This is a genomic window from Pseudomonas sp. F-14 TE3623 (assembly GCF_053629015.1).
Map to the genome: position 1 here is coordinate 4,955,394 of NZ_JBRJHM010000001.1, position 24,089 is coordinate 4,979,482.

Consider the following 24,089-nt stretch of genomic DNA (forward strand, 5'->3'; position numbering starts at 1 on the left):
TAAACACTCCTGTGGGTTCGTTCAGGGCAATCAGTATTGACGGGCCTTGGCCAGTCGTTCGTTGAGGGTCTTGGCCACCGCGTCGGTGCGGACGCTGGTGGAGACTTGCGCCACGCCGACCCGCCACCACGACAGGTATTTGTGAATCATCGTCTTGGGCAAAACCTTGATATCGATCAGCGTCGACACCGTCTGCAGCCGCGCGTCCGCCAATGCAGCTTGCAACTCTTCAACGGTGTTCACTTTGTAAGTCTTGCAGCCATAAGCCGCCGCGCTCATGGCGAAATCCACCGGTACGAAGCCGCCATCGAGCTTGCCGGTTTCCGGATTACGGAACCGGAACTCGGTGCCGAAACTGTCCATGCCGTGTTCCATTTGCAGGTTGTTGATGCAACCGAAGGTCATGTTGTCCAGCAGCACCACGTTGATCTTGCGTCGCTCCTGGATCGAGGTTGCCAGTTCCGAGTGCAGCATCATGTAGGAGCCGTCGCCCACCAGTGCGTAGACCTCGCGCTCAGGCTCGGCGAGCTTCACGCCCAGTGCGGCGTTCACCTCGTAACCCATGCAGGAATAACCGTACTCGACGTGGTAAGTGTTCACGCCCTTGCTGCGCCAGCTGCGCTGCAAGTCACCGGGCAAACTGCCGGCGGCGGCGACGATCACGGCGTCATCGGCCAGGGTTTCATTGAGCACGCCGAGCACCCGGCTCTGGGTCAGGCAGGAACCGGTCAGCTCGATGAACTCGCGGAGCACCGCCGGGTCCATGTGGTCGTTGATTTCCGGGACGAAATCCTTCGCCTGGTATTCAACCTGATAGATGCGATCCACTTCCTCATCCAGCTGCGCCTTGGCTTGGCGGGTTTGATCGCCCCAGCTGGAGCGATAGTCGCCCAACAGATCGGCCAAGGCGTTCAAACCGGTTTTGGCGTCCGCCAGCAGTTGCACGCCATCGAGTTTCAGTGCATCGCAGGGGCTGATATTGAGGTTGAGAAATTGCACCTCCGGGTGCTTGAACAAGGACTTCGACGCGGTGGTGAAATCGCTGTAGCGAGTGCCGACACCGATAATCAAATCAGCATCCTTGGCCAACAGATTCGCCGCCAGGCAACCGGTTTCGCCGATCCCGCCGACGTTCAGCGGATGGCTGGACACCACCGCGCTTTTGCCGGCCTGGGTTTCGGCGAAGGGAATATCGAAGCGCTCGGCAAACGCCTGTAACGCTGCATTGGCGCCCGAGTATTTGACCCCACCGCCGCAGATGATCAGCGGCTTGCGCTTGTCTTTGAACAGGGCCACAGCATCACCGAGCATCGCTTCGGTGGCCGGGCGGCGCTCGATGCGGTGCACGCGTTTTTGCAGGAAGTAATCGGGATAGTCGTAAGCCTCGGCCTGCACGTCTTGCGGCAAGGCCAGGGTCACCGCACCGGTTTCGGCAGGGTCGGTGAGCACGCGCATGGCGTGGATCGCCGCGGTCATCAGTTGCTCGGGACGGTTGATCCGGTCCCAATATTTACTCACGGCCTTGAACGCATCGTTGGTGCTGATGCTCAGGTCGTGGAACTGCTCGATCTGTTGCAGCACCGGGTCCGGTTGGCGGCACGCATAAACGTCGCCGGGCAACAGCAGCAAGGGAATACGGTTGGCGGTGGCCGTCGCGGCAGCGGTCAGCATATTCGCCGCACCCGGGCCCACCGATGAAGAGCAGGCGTAGATCTTGCGCCGCAAGTGTTGCTTGGCGAAACCGATGGCGGCGTGGGCCATGCCTTGCTCGTTGCGGCCCTGATGGACGATCAGGTCGCCGCTGTCCTGCTCCAGGGCTTGCCCCAGACCCAGCACATTACCGTGGCCGAAAATGGTAAAGATCCCGGCGACGAATTTGCTCTGAACCCCATCGACTTCGATGTACTGGTTATCGAGGAATTTCACCAGGGCCTGGGCCATGGTCAGTCTTGTTGTGGTCATGCTTGCACCTTTTTGTGAATGCAAATCCGATCAATGTGGGAGCGGCGGTGCGGCGATCCGACTTGCTCGCGAAGACGGCGGCACATTCAACATTGAAGCCGCCTGACACACCGCTTTCGCGAGCAAGCCCGCTCCCACAGTTGATCTCCATCAGTTCAAAAGCAGTGTCAGGCCAGGGATTTCTGCAGGTGTTCCATGCTCGCGCCAATCGCCGTCTGGATATCCGCCAGGCCATGGACGCTGTCGGCGAACGGTTCGAACGACAGGTAGCCGCTGTAGCCGGTAGCGAGCAAGGTTTCGATCTGCACCGCGTTGCCGAGGATGTCGCCCTCGCCCACCAGCACCCGATGGCCGTCGCGGATGGTCGCCAGCGGTGCCTCGGCATCTTCGACGCCGGAGATGTGCACCAGCCCGGTCAGCTCGGGGAAGAATTCATGTTCGCTGGCCAGGTGATGGTGAAAGGTGTCATGCACCAGACGGAACACATCCAGCCCACCGATGGCCTTGATCGCGTCGACCGCGGTGCGTTTGCGCCGCAGCGAGCATTCTTCGAAACCCAGCGGCTCGATGAAACCAAGGATGCCGTGATCGCGCAGGATCGGCGCCAGTTCACTCAACGCCGTGCGCAGCCCGGAAGCACGCTGCGCTTCGGTTCGTGGATCGGCGCGGTCGTTCAACGGGCACATCACCAAACCCTGCGCGCCACAATCACGGGCATAAGCGGCGAGCTTCAGGGCGTGTGCACGGCGCTCGTCATTCCACACATCGAACGGATACAGCGCGTTGATCGACAGCACGGTGATGCCTTTGGCCGCGCACAACTCACGCACGTGTTCGGGCGCGGTACCGTCCTCGATCTCGACGCCCTTGAGGTCGTTGCGGATCTCGATGGCGTCGGCCTTGAGCGTCACCGCCAACTCGATGAACGCGGGCAGGGACAAACGTGGGGCGACCATACGGTTCAGGGCGAAACGCAGGGGTTTGCTCATTTTTTGTTGTTCTCCGCACAAGTGAATTATTTGGCTGTCGGCATGCTGAATTCAGGGCCCTTGGCGATGCTGTCGGGCCAGCGCTGCATCACGCTTTTATAGCGGCTGTAGAAGCGGATGCCTTCTTCGCCGTACGCGTGATGATCACCGAACAACGAGCGCTTCCAGCCGCCAAACGAATGCCAGGCCATCGGTACCGGGATCGGTACGTTGATGCCAACCATGCCGACCTTGATGTTGCGGGCAAACGAGCGGGCGATGCCGCCGTCGCTGGTGAAACACGACACGCCGTTGCCGAACTCATGGGCGTTGATCAGCGCCACGGCGCTGGCGAAATCCGGCACGCGCACGATGCCCAGCACCGGGCCGAAGATCTCTTGCTGGTAGATGCTCATCTCGGTCGTGACGTTATCGAACAGCGTCGCGCCGACGAAGAAACCGTTCTCGGCGCCCGGCACCTTGAAGTTGCGCCCGTCGACAATCAGCTGCGCGCCCTGGGCCACGCCTTCGCCGATAAAGCCCTCGACCTTGGCTTTGTGCTCGGCGGTCACCAGCGGCCCCATGTCGCTGTCGCCCTGCATGCCATTGCCGACTTTCAGTTGATCGATGCGCGGCAGCAGTTTGGCAATCAACTGGTCGCCGACATCACCAACCGCCACGGCAATCGAAATCGCCATGCAGCGCTCACCGGCCGAGCCGTAAGCGGCGCCGATCAATGCATCTGCCGCTTGATCCAGATCGGCATCGGGCATGACGATCATGTGGTTCTTCGCCCCGCCCAGCGCCTGTACGCGTTTGCCGCGCGAAGTCGCTTGCTGGTGGATGTACTCGGCAATCGGCGTCGAACCGACAAAGGAAATCGCCTCGATGTCCGGGTGTTGCAGCAAGGCGTCGACCGCGGTCTTGTCACCCTGAACCACGTTGAACACACCGTCCGGCAACCCGGCTTCGGTCAATAATTTCGCCATCAGCAAACTGGCCGACGGGTCGCGCTCGGACGGTTTGAGGATGAAGCAGTTACCGGTGACCAGCGCGATCGGGATCATCCACAGCGGCACCATCACCGGGAAGTTGAACGGGGTTACGCCGGCACAAACGCCCAACGGCTGGCGCAGGTTCCAGTTGTCAATGCCACCGCCAATGTTGTCGCTGAACTCGGTTTTCAGCAGGTTCGGCGCACCGCAGGCGTACTCGACGATTTCGATGCCGCGCGTCACTTCGCCCTTGGCGTCCGAGAACACCTTGCCGTGTTCGCGGCTGATGATTTCCGCCAGTTCGTTGTGATGGCGGTCGAGCAGTTCCTTGAACTTGAACATCACCCGCGAACGGCGCAGGGACGATTGCTCGGACCACGCCGGGAACGCCTTCAAAGCCGAGGCGACGGCTTCATCTATGGTCTTCTGACTGGCCAGCCCGACTCGCGCCTGAACGCTGCCGGTGGCCGGGTTGAAGACATTGCTGAACCGCTCGCTGCCGCTGTCCTGCACCTGACCGTCGATGTAATGACCTATTACCGGGGCGTCACTCATTGTTCTTGTTCTCCGTTCGAATGTTTAAATTCAGGCTTTTTAGTTCAGAGATGCAGCAACCAGCTGTGCTGCGGATCGTTATGGAACTGCCAGACGCGTTTCGGTCCGGCCATCACGTTCAGGTAATACGACTCGTAGCCGTAGGGCACGCTGACCGGGTGATAGCCCTTGGGCACGACCACCAGGTCGCTGTTTTCCACGGCCATGGCCTGGTCGATGCTGCGGTCGTCGGTGTAGACCCGCTGGAACACGAAGCCCTGGGGCGGGTTGATCTGGTGGTAATAGGTTTCTTCGAGAAAGCTCTGGTGCGGCAGATCGTCGGTGTCGTGCTTGTGCGGCGGATAGCTCGACGAGTGCCCGGACGGCGTGCGCACTTCCACCACCAGCAGCGAATGGGCTGGCTCGGTGTCTGGCAGGATGTCGCAGACATAGCGGGTGTTGGCGCCCTTGCCGCGCACGCTGCGTTTCATGCTGTCGGGTTTGATCAGCCGTGGACCGAGGTTCTCGGCGGTCGAACCGGGCGCGGCGCAGACAGCGATTTGCACATCGCTCAACGCCACCACCTGCGCCTGGCTGCCGGGCGGCAAATACGCCGCGAACGGGGATTTGTCTTCGAATACCGATTGGCGATCGCCGATATTGTCCCAGTCGAACGCGCCCTGCCCCGGCGCTTCACCCTTGATGCTGACCCGGCCGCTGAGCAGCACCAGGCACAGTTCCTTGTCACCAGCGTTGACTGGCAGGGTTTCGCCGAGGCTCAGGCGGTAAGCAGCGAAACCGACGTATTCCAGCTCCCCTTGCCCCAACTCAACCATGGTTCGCCCGCGTGCATTGCTTTTGACCAACAGGCTCATCGCGCGGTCCTCTCGTTGAGCAGTGCACGTAAGGTGTCATAGCCTTTTTTGGCGTAGACGTAACTTGGTGCCACCGCTGGATCCTGCTCGGCCTCGACCACCAACCAGCCGTGGTAATCGGCGCCCAGCAGGACGTCGAGCAAGGCGCCGAAGTCGATGTCGCCATCGCCGGGCACGGTGAACGTGCCGTTGATGATGCAGTCCGGGAAGCTCCACAGGTTGTTGCGCGCCAGTTGCACCACCGGTTTGCGCACGTCCTTGAAATGCACGTGGCAGATGCGCTCGATGTGTTTGCGCAGCACCTGCAAGGGTTCACCGCCGCCCATGTAGCAGTGACCCGAATCGAACAGCAGGCCGACTTCACTGCCGGTCAGCGCCATCAGTTTGTCGATGTCGGCCGGGGATTCGACATAGGCGCCCATGTGGTGGTGATACGCCAGGCGCACGCCCTGGGACAGGGTGAAGCGTGCCAGTTCGGTGAGTTTGTCGGCGTATTCCTGCCACGCCTGCTCGGTATGGAAACGTGGGCGCTCGACCAGCGGAATGCGCTGGCCTTGAATCGAGTCAGCGACTTCGCCATAGACCAGCACCTTGGCGCCGTTCTTTGCCAGCAGCTCGACATGGCTGCCGATGGCGTCGATTTCCTCGGCCACGGAACGGCGGGCCAGACGGCTGGAATACCAGCCGGAGACCAGCGCCAGATCGTAAGGCCGCAGCACGTCGCCGACGCCTTTGGCATCCTTGGGGAATTTACCGTTGAGCTCGAAACCTTCGTAGCCGATTTCCTTGCCTTCGCTGAGGGCGGTGCTCAACGGCGTCTCGCCACCGAGGGACGGCAAGTCGTCGTTGCTCCAGGAGATCGGGTTGATGCCAATTCGGATAGCGGGCATGGCTGCACCTTTTATTGTTTTACACAAATCAGTAAGAACGACGCTGAACCCTTGTGGGAGCGGGCTTGCTCGCGAAAGCGGTGTATCAGGCGACATCGATGTTGAATGTGCCGCCGTCTTCGCGAGCAAGTCGAATCGTCGCACCGCCGCTCCCACATTGGAGTTGCGTTAACTCATCAGGCCCGGGCCGTGCGCCAGGCGTCGATCAGTTCGACGAACGTGCCCTGCACCTGGCGGATCAGCGTTTCGTCGTCGATTTCACCGGCCAACCACGCGCGGCTCGGCTCCTGGAAAATCGTCCGGCCTACGGCGAAACCTCGGCAGGTCTGGCTCTGGCTGGCCTGCTGAAACCCTTCGGCCAAGGCCGCCGCTGGCGCATTCAGGCCCAACAGCACCACGCCACGGCAATACGGATCGCGTTCCTGAATCAGCTCGTCGAGTTGTTTCCATTCCTCGGCGCTTTGCGCTTCGATCTTCCACCACGCCGGGTAAATGCCCAGGTTGTAGAGGCGTTTCAACGCGCGATACAGCACGTCCGGATGCGTCGACGGGTGATCCTTGGGCGGAATGATTTCCAGCAGCAGTTCATGACCGCTGACCTGGGAGGCCTGATACAAACCCTTGATCTGTGCTTCCTGCTCCAGACGCAGCAACGGCTCGTCGTCGGGGTGGAATTGCACCAGGCATTTGATGATTTGTTCTTGCGGCCAGGCGATCAGGTTGCTGCCAATCGAACGACCGTGTTCGAACGCCAATGGCCGCGAGCCCTGCACTTCCACCGGCCGTGCCACCCACCAGCCGCGACCGGTGGCAGCGTTCAGCGAGTCCTGACCGAAGCGTTGATCGGCCAACAAGCCGACATCAGCCTCGACGCCCTGCTCACGCAAATCCGTTTCGACCCGCTCCACGGCTTTGATAAAGAGTTGTTTGAGTTCGCCGATAGCATTCAGATCGCGCCCGCCCTTGTGGGCCAGCTCCACCAATTGCCCGCGATGATCGAAGGCGAAGATGAACAGCTGCTTCCACTGTTTACGTGGCACGCTGACCTGATGCAGGCGCTGCAACACGGCGTCCTGGTCCGGCCGGGTAATCGGCACCGGACTGTTAAACAGATAGTCGAGTTCGGCGCGGGTCGGCATGGCCGGGGCGCAGGCATGGCGTGACACCACCAGACCGCCGCAGGCATTGGCCAACTGGCAGCAGCGCTCGTCGCTCGCATCCTCCAGCCAACCGGCGAGGAAACCCGACATGAAGGCATCGCCGGCCCCCAGCACATTCAGCACCTCGACGCGCACGCCGGGATAGATCGCGCCGTCTTCAAGACGCGCCGGAATCACCCCGTGAATCACCGTGCAGCCTTGCGGGCCGAGCTTGACCACCAATGTCGCCGCGCTCAGTTGCCGAACATTGCGCAGCGCGGTGAGCAAATCCTCGGAACCGCCGGCAATCAAAAACTCTTCTTCAGTGCCAACGATCAGGTCGAAACGCGAAAGAATTTTCTGCACGTGCTGGCTGACGTTCTGATCAGCGACGAACCGGGTTTCGCCGTCCGCCTTGCCGGCCAGGCCCCAGAGCACCGGGCGATAATCGATGTCCAGCACCCGTTTGACGTTGTGCTTCTCGGCATAGTCCAGCGCCTGGATGCTCGCCTTGTAGACGCCGTCGGTGGAGAAATGGGTGCCGGTGATCAGCAGGGCTTTGCTGGAGGCGATAAAGGCTTCGTTGATGTCTTCGGCGCGCAACGCCATGTCGGCGCAGTTTTCGCGGTAGAACACCAAAGGAAAGGTTTCGCGGTCCTTGAGGCCCAGCAGGACCATGGCGGTCAGGCGTTCCGGATCGGCCTTGATACCGCTGACGTCGCAACCTTCGCGGGTCAGAGATTCAACGAGGAAGCGGCCCATGTGGTCGTCCCCTACCCGGCTCAGCATCGCCGACTTCAGACCCAGCCGAGCGGTGCCGAAAGCGATGTTGGCGGACGAACCGCCGAGGTATTTGGCGAAGCTGCTCACATCCTCCAGCCGCGCCCCGACTTGCTGCGCATAGAGGTCGACGCCTAGGCGCCCCAGGCAAATCAGATCCAATTGACGCCCACTGGCAAAACGAGTCTGGCCCATGCTGGCTCCTGTTATTTTTATCAGCCTGCGTTCGGGGCGATGAAGGCGCCGAACACTCTTGGTGGATGCAGACTAAAACGACCGGGACCGAACAATCAATAATTATTCTAAATATTTTTTACGTGGAATATTTTTTCCAATAAACTTCTACACAAGCGCTCCAGACACGGTGCATCGTTTCAGCAGACCCGATGACGGCCGCAAGCTCAAGATTTTATTCCGGCCTACCCTGTAGACTGCGCACAGCCAACCTATTGTCAGGGGATGACCTGCCTGTCATCTCTATAAGCACAAGCCAGAAGGATTCCTTATGTCCCGCACCGATCAGCCGGCTACGACCGAGAGCACGCCCGATAGCGATCTCGCCAGCCCTCCGATCAATGCCGAGCGTTTGTTGCAGCTGATCACCGATGAATATGAAAGCCTGCCGCGCCAGCTCAAACGCATCGCCAGCTACATGAGCCAGCAGAGCGACCGGATCATGGTCGACCGCATTAGCGATATCGCCCGCGAATGCGAAGTGCACCCGTCGGCCATCGTGAGGTTTTCCCAGCGTTTCGGCTTCAGTGGTTTCAGCGAAATGCAGGCGCTGTTCCGCGAGGCCTACACCCACAAAACCACGCCGGTGCAGAACTACCAGCAACGCATCCGCAGCATGATCGCCAACAAGTCCCAGAAGGCCAGTGGCGGCGATCTGGCGCGCGAATGCATCAACGCCACCCTGTCTGGCATTGAACGGCTGGGGCTGGAACTCGATGACCAGGCCTTCGACAAAGCCGTGGACCTGGTGGTGAATGCCGATAACATCTACGTGGTGGGGGTGCGCCGCTCGTTCGCGGTGGCTGATTACCTGGTCTACAACCTGCAACACACCAATAAGCGCATCCACCTGGTGTCGGGCCTCGGCGGCAGTTACCGCGAGCAGATGCGCAGCGTGCGCGCCAATGACCTGGTGATCGCCATCAGCTTCACGCCCTACGGCAAGGAAACCCAGCACTGCCTGCGTATTGCCCAGCACAATCAGGCGAAAACCCTGATCATCACCGACAGCAACCTCTCGCCGTTGGCCAAACGCGCCAACACCGTGCTGCTGGTCAACGAAGGCAGCTCGTTTGCCTTCCGCTCGCTGAGTGCGACCTTGTGCCTGTGCCAGGCGCTGTTTATCGCAGTGGCTTATCGACTGGAATTGAAGGTCGATGAGATTCATGAACAGGCAGGCTTTGAGGATTAGCGCGAGGCCGTTTGCAGGTCGCTGAACCTCAGCTAAGGTTGTCCATCCCCCAAGGACCGTCTGAAGGAAAGGCTCAATGAAACTGATCGGCATGCTGGATTCGCCCTACGTGCGACGCGTCGCCATTTCCGCCAAATGCCTGGGCATACCGCTGGAGCACGAGTCGGTTTCGGTGTTCAGAAACTTCGAGCAATTCCAGCAAATCAACCCGGTGGTGAAGGCCCCGACACTGGTGCTGGATAATGGCGAGGTGTTGATGGATTCGACGCTGATCATCGACTACCTGGAGACTCTGGCCGCGCCGGGTAAAAGCCTGATACCCAACGATCCGGATCAACGCTTGCGCTCGCTACGGCTGATCGGCCTGGCGTTGGCAGCGTGCGAAAAATCGGTGCAGCTTTACTACGAACGCAACCTGCGGCCAGCGGAGATTCAATACGCGCCCTGGGTGGACCGGGTCGAAGGGCAATTGGCCGCGGCGTATTCGGCGCTGGAGCGGGAGTTGGAAAAACAGCCGCTGAAGACCGACGGTTCGATTGCGCAAGACGGGATTACCCTGGCGGTGGCCTGGAGCTTTACCAACCTGGTGGTACCGGATCAGGTGCAGGCCGCGCAGTTTCCGCGGATCAGCGCGTTCACAGAGTATGCCGAGGGGCTTGAGGTGTTTGTCGGTACGCCGATTAACTGAGCCACAACGATCGTTCCCACGCTCTGCGTGGGAACGATCGTCAGCGCCCACATGATCGGCGCATGACCTGTAGCGAGCGGTGCGGCGATCCGACTTGCCCGCGAAGGCGTCCTCAAGCATTCCATTTCTTCCGCGCTCGGCACCGATCGTCAGCTTGAAAACACGTAGTGCCCTTTGACCTTCTTCGAGCCCAGGAAGCCCAGATCCGGGAACAACAGCGTTTTGAGGTAAGCGACGAAAAACACCATGCCCAGAGTGATCCCGGCACCAACGAGCGTCAGCAGCGGATCCTCTTCAAACCCCTGGAACATTCGGGGAAACTGGCTCAGGGACAGAATCACGTAAATCGTATAAGCCTGCGCGACGTTCCTGTAAAAGCCCCAGGCGAACAACAGCGGCACCCCTGCGGCAAACAGCGTAAAAAACACGGCGGCACCTGGCCCGATCATCGAGCCCAGGAAGTAACCGAAGACTGCACCGAGCAACGCTTGAGCAATCGTCAGGGCAAGTAAAGTCTTAATCTTGCCGGAGTGCCGCTGACAGAGTGCGGGGTCCGCATAGGCACCGATCCAGTACGCCAACACGCGATCCTTGACCTCCCCGCCGGACAGCGTCTTGAAAATTTCGGTCTTCGAACGCCCGCTTTCGAGCATCGCCACCAGTTGCCGTTTGCTTTCCTTTTTGTCCAAGGTATTTCTCCTGTCAGGCAACACAAAATCAAAAGTGGGAGCGGTTGTGCTCCCACTGAGGCGATTCTCGCTGCTTAGGCACCCGAAAAGCAAAACGCCGCTTCTACCTTGGATAGAAGCGGCGCAGGCAAATGCCTCAAAGGGGTCACGTGAGCAAGGCAATCAGAATGATGATCGGGATCGGTACGCCGAGAAAGAACAGCAATATAGAGCGCATGATAGTTCTCCTGGGTTAGCGAATAGGTGGCAGTGTCGTGGTTGTGGTGGTGGTCACGTAGGCATCGGTTTCCAGGTACTCCACGGCATCCCGACGACGACCGCCGAAGATCGCGGCGAGGCTGGCAAAAAATGCACCGGCCAGCAACGCGACGAACATCCACAACGCGGTCAAGGCTGCGACTTTGGCTGCGGTGTCGGCCGCTTGTTGCGCGGCCAGTTTGGCGTCGGCGACGGCTTTTTGGGTGCGGGCATAGACTTCGTCGACACGACGTTCGGCGTCCGCTTGAGTGAGGTTGGTCCGCTGGGCGACCAGTTGCGCCAGGTAGGTCCGATCCTCGGGCGCCAGTTGACCGTCGTTACGCAGGCTGCGCGCGAAGATCCGGGTAACGGTGCCATTGACGGCGTCTTCGCTGACGGCGACGGGCCGATCATCGCGAAACAGGCTGTCGATGAAGTAACCGTACGGGTCACTGTCGGTATTGCCGACCGCGCTGCCGGCAGCCTGGGTCATGGCGCTGGCGGCACCGCCGGCGACCGTTGCCCCGGCCTGCACGCCGCCGCTGACGATGTTGCTGACCGAGCCGACCACCAGGGTTGCGGTCACCAGCGTCGCAATACACCAGGCCAGGAAGCCATGGGCCGTGTCACGGAAGTAAACCTCATCGCCGTGCATGTAAGCCCATCTCACCCGCAGGCGACCGGCGATGTAGCCGCCGAGCCCGGACGCCACGATCTGGGTAAAGGCCAGCCAGACAATCGTCGAGATACCCAGGCCCTTGGCGCTGACGCCTTCATGGGCCCACGGCGAAACCGCCGAAAAACCCAGGCCAAAACCAAGCAGCACGAGGATCAGCGACAACGCCGCGGCCGCCGCGGCCCCGGCGAAGATCGCGGCCCAGGACACGCCCGAGAGCGTGCTGAACTCATCTGCGACAGGATAAAAACCATCAGAGGATCTGTTCATTGTTGTAGTGCTCCAGGCAGGTGTTACAACTCGTCAAACGAGCAATTGCAGTCAACGTGCCAGTCGCACTACTTAAATAAATCGTTCTATTTCAAATAGTTGAAAACAATGAACTTCTCAGGGTCATGCAGTTTGCAAGGAGCCGGCCATATCGGCGGGTTTTATGCATTGATCAAAATGGTGCCTGCATGAAGTTTTATTTAGAAAACCATCGATCATTTCTTGGCAAAATACCGCGCAACGTCTTGAACACCTAATCAGGCAAGCCCTATGACCCGCATCTTGACCATCGAAGACGACGCTGTGACCGCCCGGGAAATCGTCGCCGAACTGAGTAGCCACGGCCTCGACGTGGATTGGGTCGACAATGGCCGTGAAGGCCTGGAGCGCGCGGTCAGCGGCGACTACGACCTGATCACCCTCGACCGCATGCTGCCGGAGCTCGATGGTCTGGCAATTGTCACCACCCTGCGCACCATGGGCGTGGCCACGCCGATCCTAATGATCAGCGCCCTCTCCGACGTCGATGAACGGGTGCGCGGTCTACGCGCCGGCGGCGACGATTACCTGACCAAACCATTCGCCACCGATGAAATGGCCGCCCGGGTCGAAGTCTTGCTGCGCCGGCAGAACACCGTGACCGCCCAGGCCACCACGTTGCGCGTGGCCGATCTGGAGCTGAACCTGATCAGCCACGAGGCCAGCCGCGACAGCCAGTTGCTGACGCTGTTGCCGACCGAGTACAAGTTGCTGGAATTCCTGATGCGCAACACAGGGCAAATTCTGTCGCGGATGATGATTTTCGAAGAGGTCTGGGGTTATCACTTCGACCCCGGTACCAACCTGATCGACGTGCACATCGGTCGTCTGCGCAAAAAGATCGATCCGCCAGGCAAAGTCCCACTGATTCGGACGGTGCGAGGCTCGGGTTATGTCATTGCTGAACCCCTCTAAAGGCTGGCGTTCCTCCAGCAGCCGCTTGCTGGCGCTCTACAGTTCGCTGTTCGTGGCCTGGAGCGGGATTCTCATGGGCGTCATGTACTACGAGGTATCCAGCTACCTGGACACCCTGGCCAAGCATTCGTTGATGCAACGTCAGCATCTGTTTTCACGCTTCCAGGGCGAACAACTGGAGGACGCCCTCGCCGCCAGCGTGACCTTCGACATTCGCGGCATCGATGCCTATGGCTTGTTCGACGACCAGCAGCGCTACCTCATCGGCCCCTTGCGCCAGATCCCCCAAGGTCTGCCGCTGGACGGCAAGATTCACATCCTCAGCGACTGCGTCGACGCCGACGACCCGACCCTGCCCGCCGACAGTTGCGACGCCGTGGCGACCCGAACCCTGGACGGACGCTGGCTGGTGCTGGTGCGGGACAACGGTTCGTTGTTTGCCGTGACCCGGATCATCCTGCGCGCGCTGCTGTGGGGCGTGTCGCTGACCATTCTGCCCGGCATCGCTGGCTGGCACTTATTGAGACGGCGACCGCTGCGGCGGATCCGGGCGATCCAGGCCAGCGCCGAAGCCATCGTCGCCGGCGACCTGACCCGGCGCCTGCCGCTGTCCAACCGCCGTGACGAGCTGGACATGCTCGCCGCCATCGTCAACGCCATGCTCGAACGCATTGAGCGCTTGATGAACGAGGTCAAGGGCGTGTGCGACAACATCGCCCATGACCTGCGCACACCGCTGACGCGCTTGCGGGCGCAGCTGTACCGGATTCAGCAGCAGGCCGATGACGGTTCGACGCTGGCCGTGCAACTGGATTCGGTGCTCGGCGAGGCGGATACCTTGATGGCGCGTTTTCGTGGCTTGTTGAGGATTTCCGAGCTGGAGGATCGCCAGCGCCGTTCGGGTTTCGTGCAACTGGACCCGGTGCCGTTGCTGCAAGAGTTGCATGACTTTTATCTGCCGCTGGCGGAAGAAGGCGAACTGACTTTTGAACTGCAACTGCCCGAGTCCCTGCCCCGGCTCAACGGCGACCGGGCGCTGCTGTTCGAAGCCGTGGCGAATTTGCTGAGCAACTCGATCAAATTCACACCGCCGGGTGGCAAGGTGATTTTACGTGGGTTGAATGACGCTGGGCATACGCGAATCGAAGTACTCGACTCCGGCCCCGGCATTGCGCTGGCCGAACGTGAAGCGGTGTTCCAGCGCTTCTATCGCGCCGAGGGCGGAAACCCGCAAAGCGGATTCGGGCTGGGCCTGTCGATCGTCGCGGCGATTGTCAGCCTGCATGGGTTTACGCTGGAAGTGGGCAACAGCGAACTGGGTGGTGCGCTGTTGGTGCTTGATTGCCGACAGAGTCTGATTCCCCAGGCCTGACACTATCTCCATCACAAAGAAGCTCCAGTGTGGGAGCGGGCTTGCTCGCGAAGGCGGTGTGTCAGACAACATCACTGTCGACTGGCAGTCCGCATTCGCGAGCAAGCCCGCTCCCACATTAGATTTGCTTGGGCCGGGAACTCGATTCAGTACCCCGGAACCTCGCGCAGAAACACCGGCAGATCAGTGATCGGCGGCAGGGCCGGAATCTCGACGTACATCTGGACCACCCAGCCTCGGTGATAACTGGCATGGTTGACCACATGTAACAGCATCGCGCCGGCACTCATGACCCCGCTTTCCTCCGAGACGGAGGTGAATTCGATAGGTTTATCCAGCGAATCGTCGGTCTGGGCCGAGGTCCATCCACAGAACCATTGATCGATCTCCTGTTGCGCCATTCGCAGCTCGGGGAGTTCGGTGTGGAGCAGGTCATGGGAGGTTTTGAAGTCGTGCCCTCGGCCCTCCAGATGGGCTTGCCAGATGCAGTCCACCACGTAGATGTGGTTCAAGGTGCCGATGATGTTGTTGAACACCGACACCCGTTTGCGGTTGAGCTCTTCCGGTGGCAGCGCCATGAGGCTGTCGAAGAGTCGCTGATCGGCCCATCGCCTGTAATCGGCGAGCATGCGGGCAGTGCGTACGTTGATCATCAGAGGTCTCCCATATCGATGGGCGCATTGCCAAGAATAGTCCTCGCGGTGAACGGCATCGCAGACACTGATAACCGGCACCTTCGCGCAACGCGACCTGTGTAGCAACTGGCGCAATGTGGGAGCGGGCTTGCTCGCGAAAGCGGTGTGTCAGGCAACATCATTATCGACTGGCAGTCCGCCTTCGCGAGCAAGCCCGCTCCCACATTAAATCTCTAGCGAACACAGGATTTCGTTGCGAATTAAATCAAGATCAGACGCTGCTCCACCCGTTCGGCCAGCGCCAGGCAACTGGTCAGTCCCGGCGATTCGATGCCGAACAGGTTGACCAACCCCGGCACACCATGCACATCCGGGCCGCTGATGACGAAGTCGCTGGCCGGTTCGGTCGGCCCGCTGATTTTCGGTCGAATGCCGCTGTAGGCAGGTTGCAAGCTGCCATCGGGCAACGCCGGCCAGTAGCGCCGGATCGCCTGATAGAAACTTTCGCTACGGCGGGGATCGACGCGGTAATCGACGTGCTCGACCCATTCGACATCCGGCCCGAAACGCGCCTGACCGCCCAGGTCCAGGGTCATGTGCACGCCCAGCCCGGCGCTTTCCGGTGCCGGGTAAACCAGATGCCGGAACGGCGCCGGACCGCTGAAACTGAAATAGCTGCCCTTGCACAGCCAGGCCTTGGGAACGTGCTGCGCTGGCAAGCCTTCGATCCGGCTCGCCACTTCAGGCGCGGACAATCCGGCGCAGTTGATCAACTGACGACAGCTCAACGTCATCGGCTGAGCCCCACCCATGTGCAGCTCGAAACCGTGCCCGGTGCTACGGGCCGATTCCAATGGCGTGTGAAAGGCTATCGAAGTACCGCACGCTTCGGCGTCTGCCTGAAGCGCCAACATCAGGGCATGGGAATCGACGATGCCGGTGGACGGCGACCAGAGCGCGGCAACGCAGGACAACGCCGGTTCAAGCGCCCGCGCCTGCGTGGTACTCAGCCATTGCAGATCATCGACGCCGTTGCGCCTGCCCTGCTCCAGCAATGCCTGCAAGGCATGGCGCTGACGTTCATCTGTGGCCACAATCAGCTTGCCGATACGCCGGTAATCAACGCCGCGCTCATCGCAGAAAGCGTACAGCCGTTGCCTGCCCTCCACGCACAATTGCGCCTTGAGACTGCCGCTCGGGTAATAGATACCGGCGTGGATCACTTCCGAGTTGCGCGAGCTGATGCCCACGCCAATCCCCTCGCCCGCCTCGACCAGAATCACTTCTCGCCCGGCCCGAGCCAGCGCCCTGGCTACCGCCAGCCCGACCACACCGGCCCCGACCACCACGCATTCGATATCGACGCTCACCTGCCCTCCACACATTCAAGCCAGCCCTCGCTCCCGATAATCGACCACGCTGGAGATTATCGCCAGCATGACCACGAAGATCCCGTCACGGGTTACATACAGTCCGTTCCATCCAACGGTCATCAAAACGACAACTAACTGTCAATTAGCTGAACCACTGCATACTTCAGTAACCGAACCCCGTTTAACCGGCCATTAAGTGAACTTTTACGATTGACTTCACCCGCCTCGCTCAGTAAATTGCCCGGGCCGGTAACAACGGCCTTTTATCAACTCACAAAAGAATTCAATGGACACAGTATCTAGCCGCTGTCGGATGACTGCAGATATGCAGGATCTGGCACATAACCCAGACAATGACGGGACTCGACTTTTCGGTCGGGTGAGCTGCGCTAGAGCCTGAGGCTCCACCGTAACTTGCCTCACCGGAATCAGTCCGGCCCAGAGGCATGTTATGAACTTCAAAACCACTGTAATGCCGGGCGTACGCGCCTTTGCATCGACCATGCGGGTCAAGCTTTGCCGTGAGCGTCTGTTGACGACTCGGCCCAGCGCCCCGTTTTCCGCCCCTTCTGCCCACGCCAAGGCACAACCTCGTGCCAACTGGCGCGTCTGCCCGACGACGGGCCGGCTTCAGCAACGCTGGAGCTTCGACGAAAGCCTGGACCCACCGAGTCGGCGCATCGCGCACCTTTTCCAGCAGGCGAGCCTGATGCTCGGCCTGGGCGCGCACTTTCAGTTGATCTGAAGGCACTTTTGATTTTAAGGAGCTTTCAAGTCCTTCCTGAACGGTTTTCTTAAAACGAAATCCGACAACTTCTTATTGCCTGTTAAAAACAACTTTATTGGAATTAAGTTATGGACGAAGCCAGTAGTCGGTTCGCTGCCTGTCACGTGTTAGTTGATGGACAGCGAACGTTAAAACTTCAAAACACAATCATCCGACTCGATCGCTTATTTGCGGCTCGACATACGTGCGCTCGTCTTTGATTAGCTGAGTACCTGTGTGTCGTGCCGCAAGCCTGCGGCAGGAGCACAGCAATGACCCTTGTAAAAACCGCAAAGAAAACCACCCGGGGCGCCTCCAGCGACAACGCCAAGCTGTCGATGCGTGCCGCCCGGGAAGCGCAAAACGGCCTGGCCGTAACCCTCACCAACCTCAACGCCACCGCTGACGGTTTGACCGAACTCGAAGCCGAAGGCCGTTTGGCGCGTGGAGGCCACAACGAAGTCGCCCACGACAAGCCGCCTCACGCCATCGTCCAACTGCTCAAAGCCCTGAACAACCCCTTCATCTACGTACTGCTGACCTTGGCCGGTATCAGCTTCTTCACCGACTACTGGCTGCCGATCAGCCAGGGTGAAAGCGACGACGCCGACCTGACCAAGGTCATTATCATCACGACCATGGTCAGCCTGAGCAGCCTGCTGCGGTTCTGGCAGGAATACCGCTCGGCCAAGTCCGCCGATACCCTCAAAGCCATGGTACGCACCACTGCCACCGTCCTGCGTCGCCAGCAAAAGGACCGCTCGCCAGTGCTGCGCGAAGTACCGATGCGCGAACTGGTGGCCGGCGACATCGTGCAACTCAGCGCTGGCGACATGATCCCGGCGGACATCCGTCTGATCGAATCCCGCGACCTGTTCATCAGTCAGGCCGTGCTGACTGGCGAAGCCTTGCCCGTCGAGAAGTACGACACGCTGGGGAACGTGGCGCAGAAGTCAGCGACCGGCAGCGCAGCCGATCAGTCCAACCTGCTTGACCTGCCGAACATCTGCTTCATGGGCACCAACGTGGTCAGCGGCACCGCCAAAGCAGTGGTGGTCGCTACCGGTTCGCGCACCTACTTCGGCTCACTGGCCAAAGCCATTGTCGGCTCGCGGGTGCAAACCGCGTTCGACCGCGGGGTGAACAGCGTCAGCTGGTTGCTGATCCGTTTCATGCTGGTCATGGTGCCGATCGTGTTCCTGCTCAACGGCTTCTCCAAAGGTGACTGGAGCGATGCGTTCCTGTTTGCACTGGCAGTGGCGGTCGGCCTGACCCCGGAAATGCTGCCGATGATTGTCAGCGCCAACCTGGCCAAAGGCGCCATGGCCATGGCCAAGCGCAAAGTGGTGGTCAAGCGCCTTAATGCGATTCAGAACTTCGGTTCGATGGACGTGCTGTGCACCGACAAGACCGGCACCCTGACGCAGGACAAGATCATTCTTGAGCACCACGTCGACATCAATGGCCAACGCGACGATTCGCTGCTGGAGCTGGCCTGGCTCAACAGCCATCACCAGAGCGGCCTGAAAAATCTGATGGACCAGGCCGTGGTGCAGTTCGCCAACAACAACCCAAAGTTTCGGGTGCCGTTCGCCTACAGTAAGGTCGATGAACTGCCGTTCGACTTCGTGCGTCGGCGCCTGTCGATCATCGTCAAGGACAGCCGCGATGATCACCTGATGGTGTGCAAAGGCGCGGTCGAGGAAATGCTGACCATCGCCAGCCACCTCCACGAAAACGGCACTGTCGTGGCACTGGATGATCAGCGTCGCCAGGCGCTGCTGGCCCTGGCCAACGAGTACAACCAGGACGGTTTCCGGGTGCTGTTGGTCGCTACCCGCGAGATCCCGAAGGCACAGACGAAAAACCAGTACGCAACCACTGACGAACGCGAACTGGTGATTCTCGGTTTCCTGACCTTCCTCGATCCACCGAAGGAAACCGCCGGCCCGGCGATTGCCGCGCTGCGTGATATGGGCGTGACCGTCAAGGTGCTGACCGGCGACAACGCCGTGGTGACCTGCAAGATCTGCCGCGAAGTCGGCCTGGAACCCGGCACGCCGCTGCTCGGCCAAGACATCGAGAAAATGGACGACGCCACCCTCAAGGTGCGAGTCGAGGAACGCACGGTGTTCGCCAAGCTGACGCCACTGCAGAAATCCCGGGTACTCAAGGCGTTGCAGGCCAACGGTCACACCGTGGGCTTCCTTGGTGACGGCATCAACGACGCCCCTGCCCTGCGCGATGCCGACGTCGGTATTTCGGTGGACAGCGGCACCGACATCGCCAAGGAATCGGCCGACATCATCCTCTTGGAAAAGAGCCTGATGGTGCTCGAAGAAGGCGTGCTCAAGGGCCGCGAAACCTTCGGCAATATCATGAAGTACCTGAACATGACCGCCAGTTCCAACTTCGGCAACGTGTTCTCGGTGCTGGTGGCCAGCGCGTTCATTCCGTTCCTGCCGATGCTGTCGATCCACTTGCTGCTGCAAAACCTCATGTACGACATCTCTCAGCTGGCGCTGCCGTGGGACAAAATGGACAAGGAATTCCTGCGCAAGCCACGCAAGTGGGATGCGAAGAACATCGGCCGTTTCATGCTGTGGATCGGGCCGACCTCATCGGTCTTCGACATCACCACCTTCGCCCTGATGTGGTACGTGTTCGCCGCCAACAGCGTGGAAATGCAGGGCTTGTTCCAGTCTGGCTGGTTCATTGAAGGGCTGCTGTCCCAGACCCTCGTGGTGCACATGCTGCGCACCCAGAAAATCCCGTTCTTCCAGAGTACTGCGGCGTTGCCGGTGATCCTGATGACCGGGCTGGTGATGGTGCTGGGCATCTACATTCCGTTCTCGCCACTGGGCACGCTGGTCGGTCTGCAACCGCTGCCGTGGGCGTACTTTCCATGGCTGGTCGGCACGTTGCTCAGCTACTGCGTGTTCGCGCAGGTCATGAAGACCCTCTACATCCGTCGCTTCAAGCAATGGTTCTGATGGTGTAAGCCCCCGAAGCGAGGGAGCAAACCCAAATGACTTGAACACCGCAATCCCTGTGGGAGCGGGCTTGCTCGCGAAGAGGGAGTGTCAGTCGGCATCGATGGCGCCTGACACACCGCTTTCGCGAGCAAGCCCGCTCCCACAGGTTTCGTGTTTACCGCACCATCCCTCCGGCTCTCGGGCCGTCAATAAGTGCAGTACGTAAAAAGGGAGAGTCCTCATGTCGGGAACTACTCTACTGATCAACCTCGCAGGCGCCATCGCCCTGTTGCTGTGGGGCACTCACATGATTTCTTCGGCGTTGTTGCGCGGCTTCGGCACGCCATTGCGTCAATGGCTGGGCCACAACCTGAATAACCGCTGGATGGCTTTGTTGTCCGGCGTAGGTATCACCGGCGTCCTGCAAAGCAGCACCGCCGTCAGCCTGATGGCGACTTCATTCACCGCTGCCGGGACGCTGGCACTGGCGCCGGCACTGGCGGTGATGCTCGGCGCCAACATCGGTTCGACCCTGGTGGTGCAACTGCTCAGCGCCGATGTGTCGATGCTCACACCGATCGTTCTGCTGGCGGGCCTGATCGTCTTTCGGCTGCGTGATGACTCGCGCTACGAAAGCGTCGGCTGCGCGCTGATCGGCCTGGGGCTGATGCTGCTGGCCCTGCACATGCTCGGTTCGACGCTGGCGGAAGTCGAAGGCACGCCAATCTTCCAGCTCATCATGCAGAGCCTCGATGGCGACCTGCTGATTGCGTTGCTGGTGGCGCTGATCCTCACTTGGCTCTGCCACTCCAGCGTGGCTGTGGTGCTGCTGATCGTCTCGTTGGCCGCGACCGGCATGCTCTCGGCCAGCACGATTGTCGCGCTGGTACTGGGGGTGAACATTGGCGGTGCGCTGCCTTCGGTCATCAATGCCGGTTCGAGCATCGGCCGACGCCTGCCGCTGGGCAATCTGCTGGTGCGGGCGGTCGGTGCCCTGGTGGTCTTGCCGTTTGCCGGGTTGCTCGCTCAGGCGCCGCTCGCGCCTTCGACGCTGGTGGTGTGCCTGCACACCGGTTTCAATCTGCTGCTGGGATTGGCGTTCATCGGCTTGACCGACGTGCTCGCCAATGCCCTCACCCGCTTGCTGCCAGCGCCTGAGCGGGATGTCGACCCTGGCATGCCGCACTACCTGGATGAGGCCGGTCTGGAAGTGGCGAACATCGGCTTGTCGAATGCCGCCCGCGAAGCCTTGCGCATGGCTGACATGCTCTCGGCCATGCTCGGCCGGATGCTCCAGCTGTTCCACACATCGCAACTGGCCTGCGCCGATGAAGTGCGGCGAATCGATCAATCCCTGGACCTGCTCAGCGCGGCGATTCGGGCTTATCTGGCCGACATTGGCAAGGAAGGCATCAGCGACAGCGATGCCGATCGCTCCCAGGAAATCCTTACCTTCGTGATCAACCTCGAACATGCCGCGGACATTCTTTCCAGCAGCCTCGCGCAGTTGGCCATGCGCCGCTTGCGCCGGGGTGAACAGTTCTCGCCCTTCGAACTGGGCAACATCGCCCCGCTGCACGACGCCGTGCTGGACAGTTTGAGCCTGGCGATCACCGTGTTCCTGCGCGAAGACATCGCCACCGCGCACCAATTGATCCAACGCAAAGAGACTGTCAGAAGACTCGAAGCAGAAGCCAGCCGCGAGCACTTTCGCCAGTTGCAGGAAGACAAAAATACCTGGGCGGAATCCGGCGATATTTTCCAGCGGGTCCTGCGTGATTACCGGCGTGTGCATCACCACATCGCCGCGCTGGCATATCCGCTGCTCGAACGCGCGGGTGAGCGAACGATTGAGAACATCGATCTGGTGAAGGAGAACCCGTCATGCGCCTGCTGATTTGTGCCGGGCGTCATTACGCCGATAAACGTCTGTGCCGACGAGTACTTGACGCCTTCCAGCGCATGCACCCGGTGCACGTGCTGATTCATGGCGGTAACCGCTTTCTGGGCGGCGAAATAGAAGAGTGGGCCCGGGAACAAGGCGCCGACATCGTGCGCTACCCACCCAATTGGCAGCGGCACGGCAAGTCAGCCGAACGCCTGCGCAACCACTTCATGCTGCTCGACAGCCGACCGGACGTAGTGATCGCACTGCCCGGCGGCGAAGACACCGAAGAACTGGTCGCCCAAGCCCGGGCGACCGGTTTGCAAACCTTATCGGTCGGAGATCGGGGCTGATCCTGATGCCGATCAATCAAGCAACTTCAACCGCAACGCACCCGCTGTAGCAGCTGTCGAGCCTGCGAGGCTGCGTTCGGCTGCGAAGCAGTCGTGAATCCGGCTAACGCGGTCTGCCTGATACACCGCAATCTCTGATTTTACGACTGCTGCGCAGCCGAACACAGCCTCGCAGGCTCGGCAGCTGCTACAGGGCGCCTGTGCATATATCGAATCGGCAGGGAACTCCTGGGCGCTGTCAGGCATCCTAAATTATGTGTTACTTCCTTTACGCTTTCGGAGGACGCCGTCATGCGCCGTCTATTGCTCATATCTTCACTAGTGCTTTGTTTGCCCGTTGGTTCGGCCATGGCCGATGTAGATGCAAAAGATGTCGCCACTTCGGCTGGGGTCTCCGCATCGCTGTACTCGACGTTCAAAGATGACAAAATCGTGATTCCCGCACGGGATGACGCCTCTAGCTTCGTGGCGAGTGGCGGTACGATTCGCGGCGTTTACCTGGAGTCGGTGTTGAAGGAGATTCGACAAAATCATCCCGACCTCAAGGCAAGCGACGAGGACCTGGCCAAAGCGATCCTCGCTCAATAAGGTCCAATCGGTCGCTAAAACCTGTAAAAGTCAGCCGTGGGGCTCGCAACACTGGATAGTGTTCGGGCCCTAGGTTGCTTGCGCCCCAGCGGACAGGCGCGCCCAGCCGGCCACTAACTGTGCGCTGATGCTGACGCCGCCACACACCACAATCACCACATCATGGGCCTCGGCAATCGCGGGATGGTCCAGGTACGCCACCGCCAATGAAACGCCGCACGCCGGCTCGACCAACTGACGCAGGTCGTTGGCGTAACGCACCACGCCCATGATCGCCTCATCATCGCTGAGCACCACGCATTCGTGGGCAAAGTCGAGGATGTGCTGCACCGGCCAGGCCGCCACTTGCGCCGCCCCGAGTGACGTAGCGACGGTATCGATGCGCGGCAATCTGACCGGGTGACCTGCACTCACGGCGGCCGCGAAAGACGCTGCGCCCTGGGTTTCGCAAGCAACGATTCGACAATCCATGCGCTGATGACGGATCAGACCAGTGAGCAGGCCCGCCAGCAAACCGCCGCCGCCCACCGACGTCACCAACACATCGACCTGAGGACAGTCCTCGAGGATTTCATCGACCATCGTGCTGTGCCCTTCCCACAGCACCGGATGATCGAAGGCTGGCACGTATTCAGTGTCCGCGCCCTTTGCGAGTTCTTTCGCCCGTTGATTGGCTTCGTCCCAGACCTTGCCATGGACGATCACCTCGGCACCGGTTTTCCTGATCCTGGCGCGGGTGGTTTCCGGGGTGGTTTTCGGCACCACGATGCAGGCTTTCAGCCCAAGGCTGGCGGCGGCGACGGCGGTGGCCAACCCGGCGTTCCCCCCGGAAGGACAAACCACTTTGCGCTTGCCTTGCTCCGCTGCCTGGCTGCACAGCAGGCCCATGCCGCGAAGTTTGAACGAGCCGCTGGGTTGCAGGTTTTCCAGCTTGAGCCAGATTCGCCGGGCCGGTGTCGACAGGCCCGGGTGCAGAATCAGGGGCGTTCTGATGTGAAGCATCGTGTGCTCCTGGTGACGCTCCCGGCTCGTCGAGATGTTCAGCGAGCAGGGAGTGAA

Annotated in this window: 20 protein-coding genes; 9 read left to right on the top strand and 11 right to left on the bottom strand. The window is 60.4% G+C overall.

The features are described 5' to 3' along the window. Window positions 1–30 precede the first annotated feature (30 nt). The 6 genes from iolD to AB7M29_RS23170 all read right to left on the bottom strand — a co-directional run bounded on the left by iolD (window position 31) and on the right by AB7M29_RS23170 (window position 8,338). Window positions 31–1,962, bottom strand: coding sequence for a 3D-(3,5/4)-trihydroxycyclohexane-1,2-dione acylhydrolase (decyclizing) (iolD, locus tag AB7M29_RS23145; RefSeq protein ID WP_217858487.1), 1,932 nt, complete (start codon window positions 1,960–1,962; stop codon window positions 31–33). A 167-nt stretch (window positions 1,963–2,129) separates the two neighbouring features. Further along, window positions 2,130–2,951 carry a TIM barrel protein gene (locus AB7M29_RS23150; protein ID WP_217858486.1) on the bottom strand — a complete coding sequence of 274 codons (822 nt, stop codon included), beginning with the start codon at window positions 2,949–2,951 and terminating at the stop codon, window positions 2,130–2,132. A 26-nt stretch (window positions 2,952–2,977) separates the two neighbouring features. Beyond that, window positions 2,978–4,480 (bottom strand): CoA-acylating methylmalonate-semialdehyde dehydrogenase, encoded by a 1,503-nt coding sequence (locus tag AB7M29_RS23155; protein WP_217858485.1) that lies wholly within the window; start codon window positions 4,478–4,480, stop codon window positions 2,978–2,980. Between the two features lie 44 nt (window positions 4,481–4,524). Next, window positions 4,525–5,334 (bottom strand): 5-deoxy-glucuronate isomerase, encoded by an 810-nt coding sequence (iolB, locus tag AB7M29_RS23160; RefSeq protein WP_454248063.1) that lies wholly within the window; start codon window positions 5,332–5,334, stop codon window positions 4,525–4,527. Continuing rightward, window positions 5,331–6,224 carry a myo-inosose-2 dehydratase gene (gene iolE, locus AB7M29_RS23165; RefSeq protein WP_201060779.1) on the bottom strand — a complete coding sequence of 298 codons (894 nt, stop codon included), beginning with the start codon at window positions 6,222–6,224 and terminating at the stop codon, window positions 5,331–5,333. The genes iolB and iolE overlap by 4 nt, the downstream gene beginning before the upstream one ends. A gap of 176 nt (window positions 6,225–6,400) precedes the next feature. Continuing rightward, window positions 6,401–8,338, bottom strand: coding sequence for a bifunctional 5-dehydro-2-deoxygluconokinase/5-dehydro-2-deoxyphosphogluconate aldolase (locus AB7M29_RS23170; protein ID WP_454248064.1), 1,938 nt, complete (start codon window positions 8,336–8,338; stop codon window positions 6,401–6,403). Between the two features lie 310 nt (window positions 8,339–8,648). On the opposite strand from AB7M29_RS23170, the gene AB7M29_RS23175 reads away from it, so the two are divergent. Both AB7M29_RS23175 and AB7M29_RS23180 read left to right on the top strand, forming a co-directional pair. Then, window positions 8,649–9,569, top strand: a complete 921-nt coding sequence (locus AB7M29_RS23175; RefSeq protein WP_454248065.1) for a MurR/RpiR family transcriptional regulator — start codon at window positions 8,649–8,651, stop codon at window positions 9,567–9,569. 76 nt (window positions 9,570–9,645) lie between these two features. Beyond that, a complete protein-coding gene (locus AB7M29_RS23180) occupies window positions 9,646–10,257 on the top strand; it encodes a glutathione S-transferase (RefSeq protein ID WP_454248066.1) in 612 nt (203 codons plus the stop codon). 149 nt (window positions 10,258–10,406) lie between these two features. Here the strand turns inward: AB7M29_RS23180 and AB7M29_RS23185 are convergent, their stop codons facing one another. Then, window positions 10,407–10,946 carry a hypothetical protein gene (locus tag AB7M29_RS23185; RefSeq protein ID WP_454248067.1) on the bottom strand — a complete coding sequence of 180 codons (540 nt, stop codon included), beginning with the start codon at window positions 10,944–10,946 and terminating at the stop codon, window positions 10,407–10,409. Window positions 10,947–11,178: 232 nt separating this feature from the next. Then, a complete protein-coding gene (locus tag AB7M29_RS23190; RefSeq protein WP_454248068.1) occupies window positions 11,179–12,129 on the bottom strand; it encodes a hypothetical protein in 951 nt (316 codons plus the stop codon). A 270-nt stretch (window positions 12,130–12,399) separates the two neighbouring features. Here AB7M29_RS23190 and AB7M29_RS23195 point away from each other — a divergent pair, with 270 nt between their 5' ends. After that, window positions 12,400–13,083: a response regulator transcription factor gene (locus AB7M29_RS23195; RefSeq protein WP_052966859.1), complete on the top strand. Its 684-nt coding sequence runs from the start codon at window positions 12,400–12,402 to the stop codon at window positions 13,081–13,083. Beyond that, window positions 13,061–14,455, top strand: a complete 1,395-nt coding sequence (locus AB7M29_RS23200; protein ID WP_454248069.1) for a sensor histidine kinase — start codon at window positions 13,061–13,063, stop codon at window positions 14,453–14,455. Before AB7M29_RS23195 ends, AB7M29_RS23200 begins: the two co-directional genes overlap by 23 nt. 146 nt (window positions 14,456–14,601) lie before the next feature. On the opposite strand, the gene AB7M29_RS23205 is transcribed toward AB7M29_RS23200, so the two are convergent. Together AB7M29_RS23205 and AB7M29_RS23210 are read right to left on the bottom strand one after the other, a co-directional pair. Continuing rightward, window positions 14,602–15,108, bottom strand: coding sequence for a DinB family protein (locus AB7M29_RS23205; protein ID WP_052966857.1), 507 nt, complete (start codon window positions 15,106–15,108; stop codon window positions 14,602–14,604). Between the two features lie 242 nt (window positions 15,109–15,350). Beyond that, window positions 15,351–16,460: an NAD(P)/FAD-dependent oxidoreductase gene (locus AB7M29_RS23210; protein WP_454248070.1), complete on the bottom strand. Its 1,110-nt coding sequence runs from the start codon at window positions 16,458–16,460 to the stop codon at window positions 15,351–15,353. A 454-nt stretch (window positions 16,461–16,914) separates the two neighbouring features. On the opposite strand from AB7M29_RS23210, the gene AB7M29_RS23215 reads away from it, so the two are divergent. From AB7M29_RS23215 to AB7M29_RS23235, 5 genes are all read left to right on the top strand, one after another. After that, window positions 16,915–17,208 carry a hypothetical protein gene (locus AB7M29_RS23215; RefSeq protein ID WP_217858477.1) on the top strand — a complete coding sequence of 98 codons (294 nt, stop codon included), beginning with the start codon at window positions 16,915–16,917 and terminating at the stop codon, window positions 17,206–17,208. Window positions 17,209–17,501: 293 nt separating this feature from the next. Further along, on the top strand, window positions 17,502–20,222 hold the full coding sequence (gene mgtA / locus AB7M29_RS23220) for a magnesium-translocating P-type ATPase (RefSeq protein WP_454248071.1): 2,721 nt from the start codon (window positions 17,502–17,504) through the stop codon (window positions 20,220–20,222). A gap of 223 nt (window positions 20,223–20,445) precedes the next feature. Further along, complete coding sequence (locus AB7M29_RS23225; protein WP_454248072.1) at window positions 20,446–22,101, top strand: Na/Pi cotransporter family protein; 1,656 nt, start codon at window positions 20,446–20,448, stop codon at window positions 22,099–22,101. After that, window positions 22,089–22,442: an SLOG family protein gene (locus tag AB7M29_RS23230; protein ID WP_454248073.1), complete on the top strand. Its 354-nt coding sequence runs from the start codon at window positions 22,089–22,091 to the stop codon at window positions 22,440–22,442. The genes AB7M29_RS23225 and AB7M29_RS23230 overlap by 13 nt, the downstream gene beginning before the upstream one ends. 291 nt (window positions 22,443–22,733) lie before the next feature. Next, window positions 22,734–23,030 carry a DUF2388 domain-containing protein gene (locus tag AB7M29_RS23235; protein WP_008012177.1) on the top strand — a complete coding sequence of 99 codons (297 nt, stop codon included), beginning with the start codon at window positions 22,734–22,736 and terminating at the stop codon, window positions 23,028–23,030. A 69-nt stretch (window positions 23,031–23,099) separates the two neighbouring features. Here AB7M29_RS23235 and AB7M29_RS23240 read toward each other — a convergent pair whose 3' ends face one another. After that, window positions 23,100–24,032: a pyridoxal-phosphate dependent enzyme gene (locus tag AB7M29_RS23240; RefSeq protein ID WP_052966856.1), complete on the bottom strand. Its 933-nt coding sequence runs from the start codon at window positions 24,030–24,032 to the stop codon at window positions 23,100–23,102. Window positions 24,033–24,089 lie beyond the last annotated feature (57 nt).

Excerpts from the sequence above, each read along its gene's own strand:
- iolD (WP_217858487.1), bottom strand. The coding sequence starts at position 1,962 with ATGACCACAACAAGACTGACCATGGCCCAGGCCCTGGTGAAATTCCTC.
- AB7M29_RS23155 (WP_217858485.1), bottom strand. The coding sequence starts at position 4,480 with ATGAGTGACGCCCCGGTAATAGGTCATTACATCGACGGTCAGGTGCAG.
- mgtA (WP_454248071.1), top strand. The coding sequence starts at position 17,502 with ATGACCCTTGTAAAAACCGCAAAGAAAACCACCCGGGGCGCCTCCAGC.
- AB7M29_RS23175 (WP_454248065.1), top strand. The coding sequence starts at position 8,649 with ATGTCCCGCACCGATCAGCCGGCTACGACCGAGAGCACGCCCGATAGC.
- AB7M29_RS23150 (WP_217858486.1), bottom strand. The coding sequence starts at position 2,951 with ATGAGCAAACCCCTGCGTTTCGCCCTGAACCGTATGGTCGCCCCACGT.
- AB7M29_RS23230 (WP_454248073.1), top strand. The coding sequence starts at position 22,089 with ATGCGCCTGCTGATTTGTGCCGGGCGTCATTACGCCGATAAACGTCTG.
- iolE (WP_201060779.1), bottom strand. The coding sequence starts at position 6,224 with ATGCCCGCTATCCGAATTGGCATCAACCCGATCTCCTGGAGCAACGAC.
- AB7M29_RS23215 (WP_217858477.1), top strand. The coding sequence starts at position 16,915 with ATGAACTTCAAAACCACTGTAATGCCGGGCGTACGCGCCTTTGCATCG.
- AB7M29_RS23240 (WP_052966856.1), bottom strand. The coding sequence starts at position 24,032 with ATGCTTCACATCAGAACGCCCCTGATTCTGCACCCGGGCCTGTCGACA.
- AB7M29_RS23195 (WP_052966859.1), top strand. The coding sequence starts at position 12,400 with ATGACCCGCATCTTGACCATCGAAGACGACGCTGTGACCGCCCGGGAA.
- AB7M29_RS23225 (WP_454248072.1), top strand. The coding sequence starts at position 20,446 with ATGTCGGGAACTACTCTACTGATCAACCTCGCAGGCGCCATCGCCCTG.
- AB7M29_RS23170 (WP_454248064.1), bottom strand. The coding sequence starts at position 8,338 with ATGGGCCAGACTCGTTTTGCCAGTGGGCGTCAATTGGATCTGATTTGC.
- AB7M29_RS23200 (WP_454248069.1), top strand. The coding sequence starts at position 13,061 with ATGTCATTGCTGAACCCCTCTAAAGGCTGGCGTTCCTCCAGCAGCCGC.
- AB7M29_RS23180 (WP_454248066.1), top strand. The coding sequence starts at position 9,646 with ATGAAACTGATCGGCATGCTGGATTCGCCCTACGTGCGACGCGTCGCC.
- AB7M29_RS23190 (WP_454248068.1), bottom strand. The coding sequence starts at position 12,129 with ATGAACAGATCCTCTGATGGTTTTTATCCTGTCGCAGATGAGTTCAGC.
- AB7M29_RS23205 (WP_052966857.1), bottom strand. The coding sequence starts at position 15,108 with ATGATCAACGTACGCACTGCCCGCATGCTCGCCGATTACAGGCGATGG.
- iolB (WP_454248063.1), bottom strand. The coding sequence starts at position 5,334 with ATGAGCCTGTTGGTCAAAAGCAATGCACGCGGGCGAACCATGGTTGAG.
- AB7M29_RS23235 (WP_008012177.1), top strand. The coding sequence starts at position 22,734 with ATGCGCCGTCTATTGCTCATATCTTCACTAGTGCTTTGTTTGCCCGTT.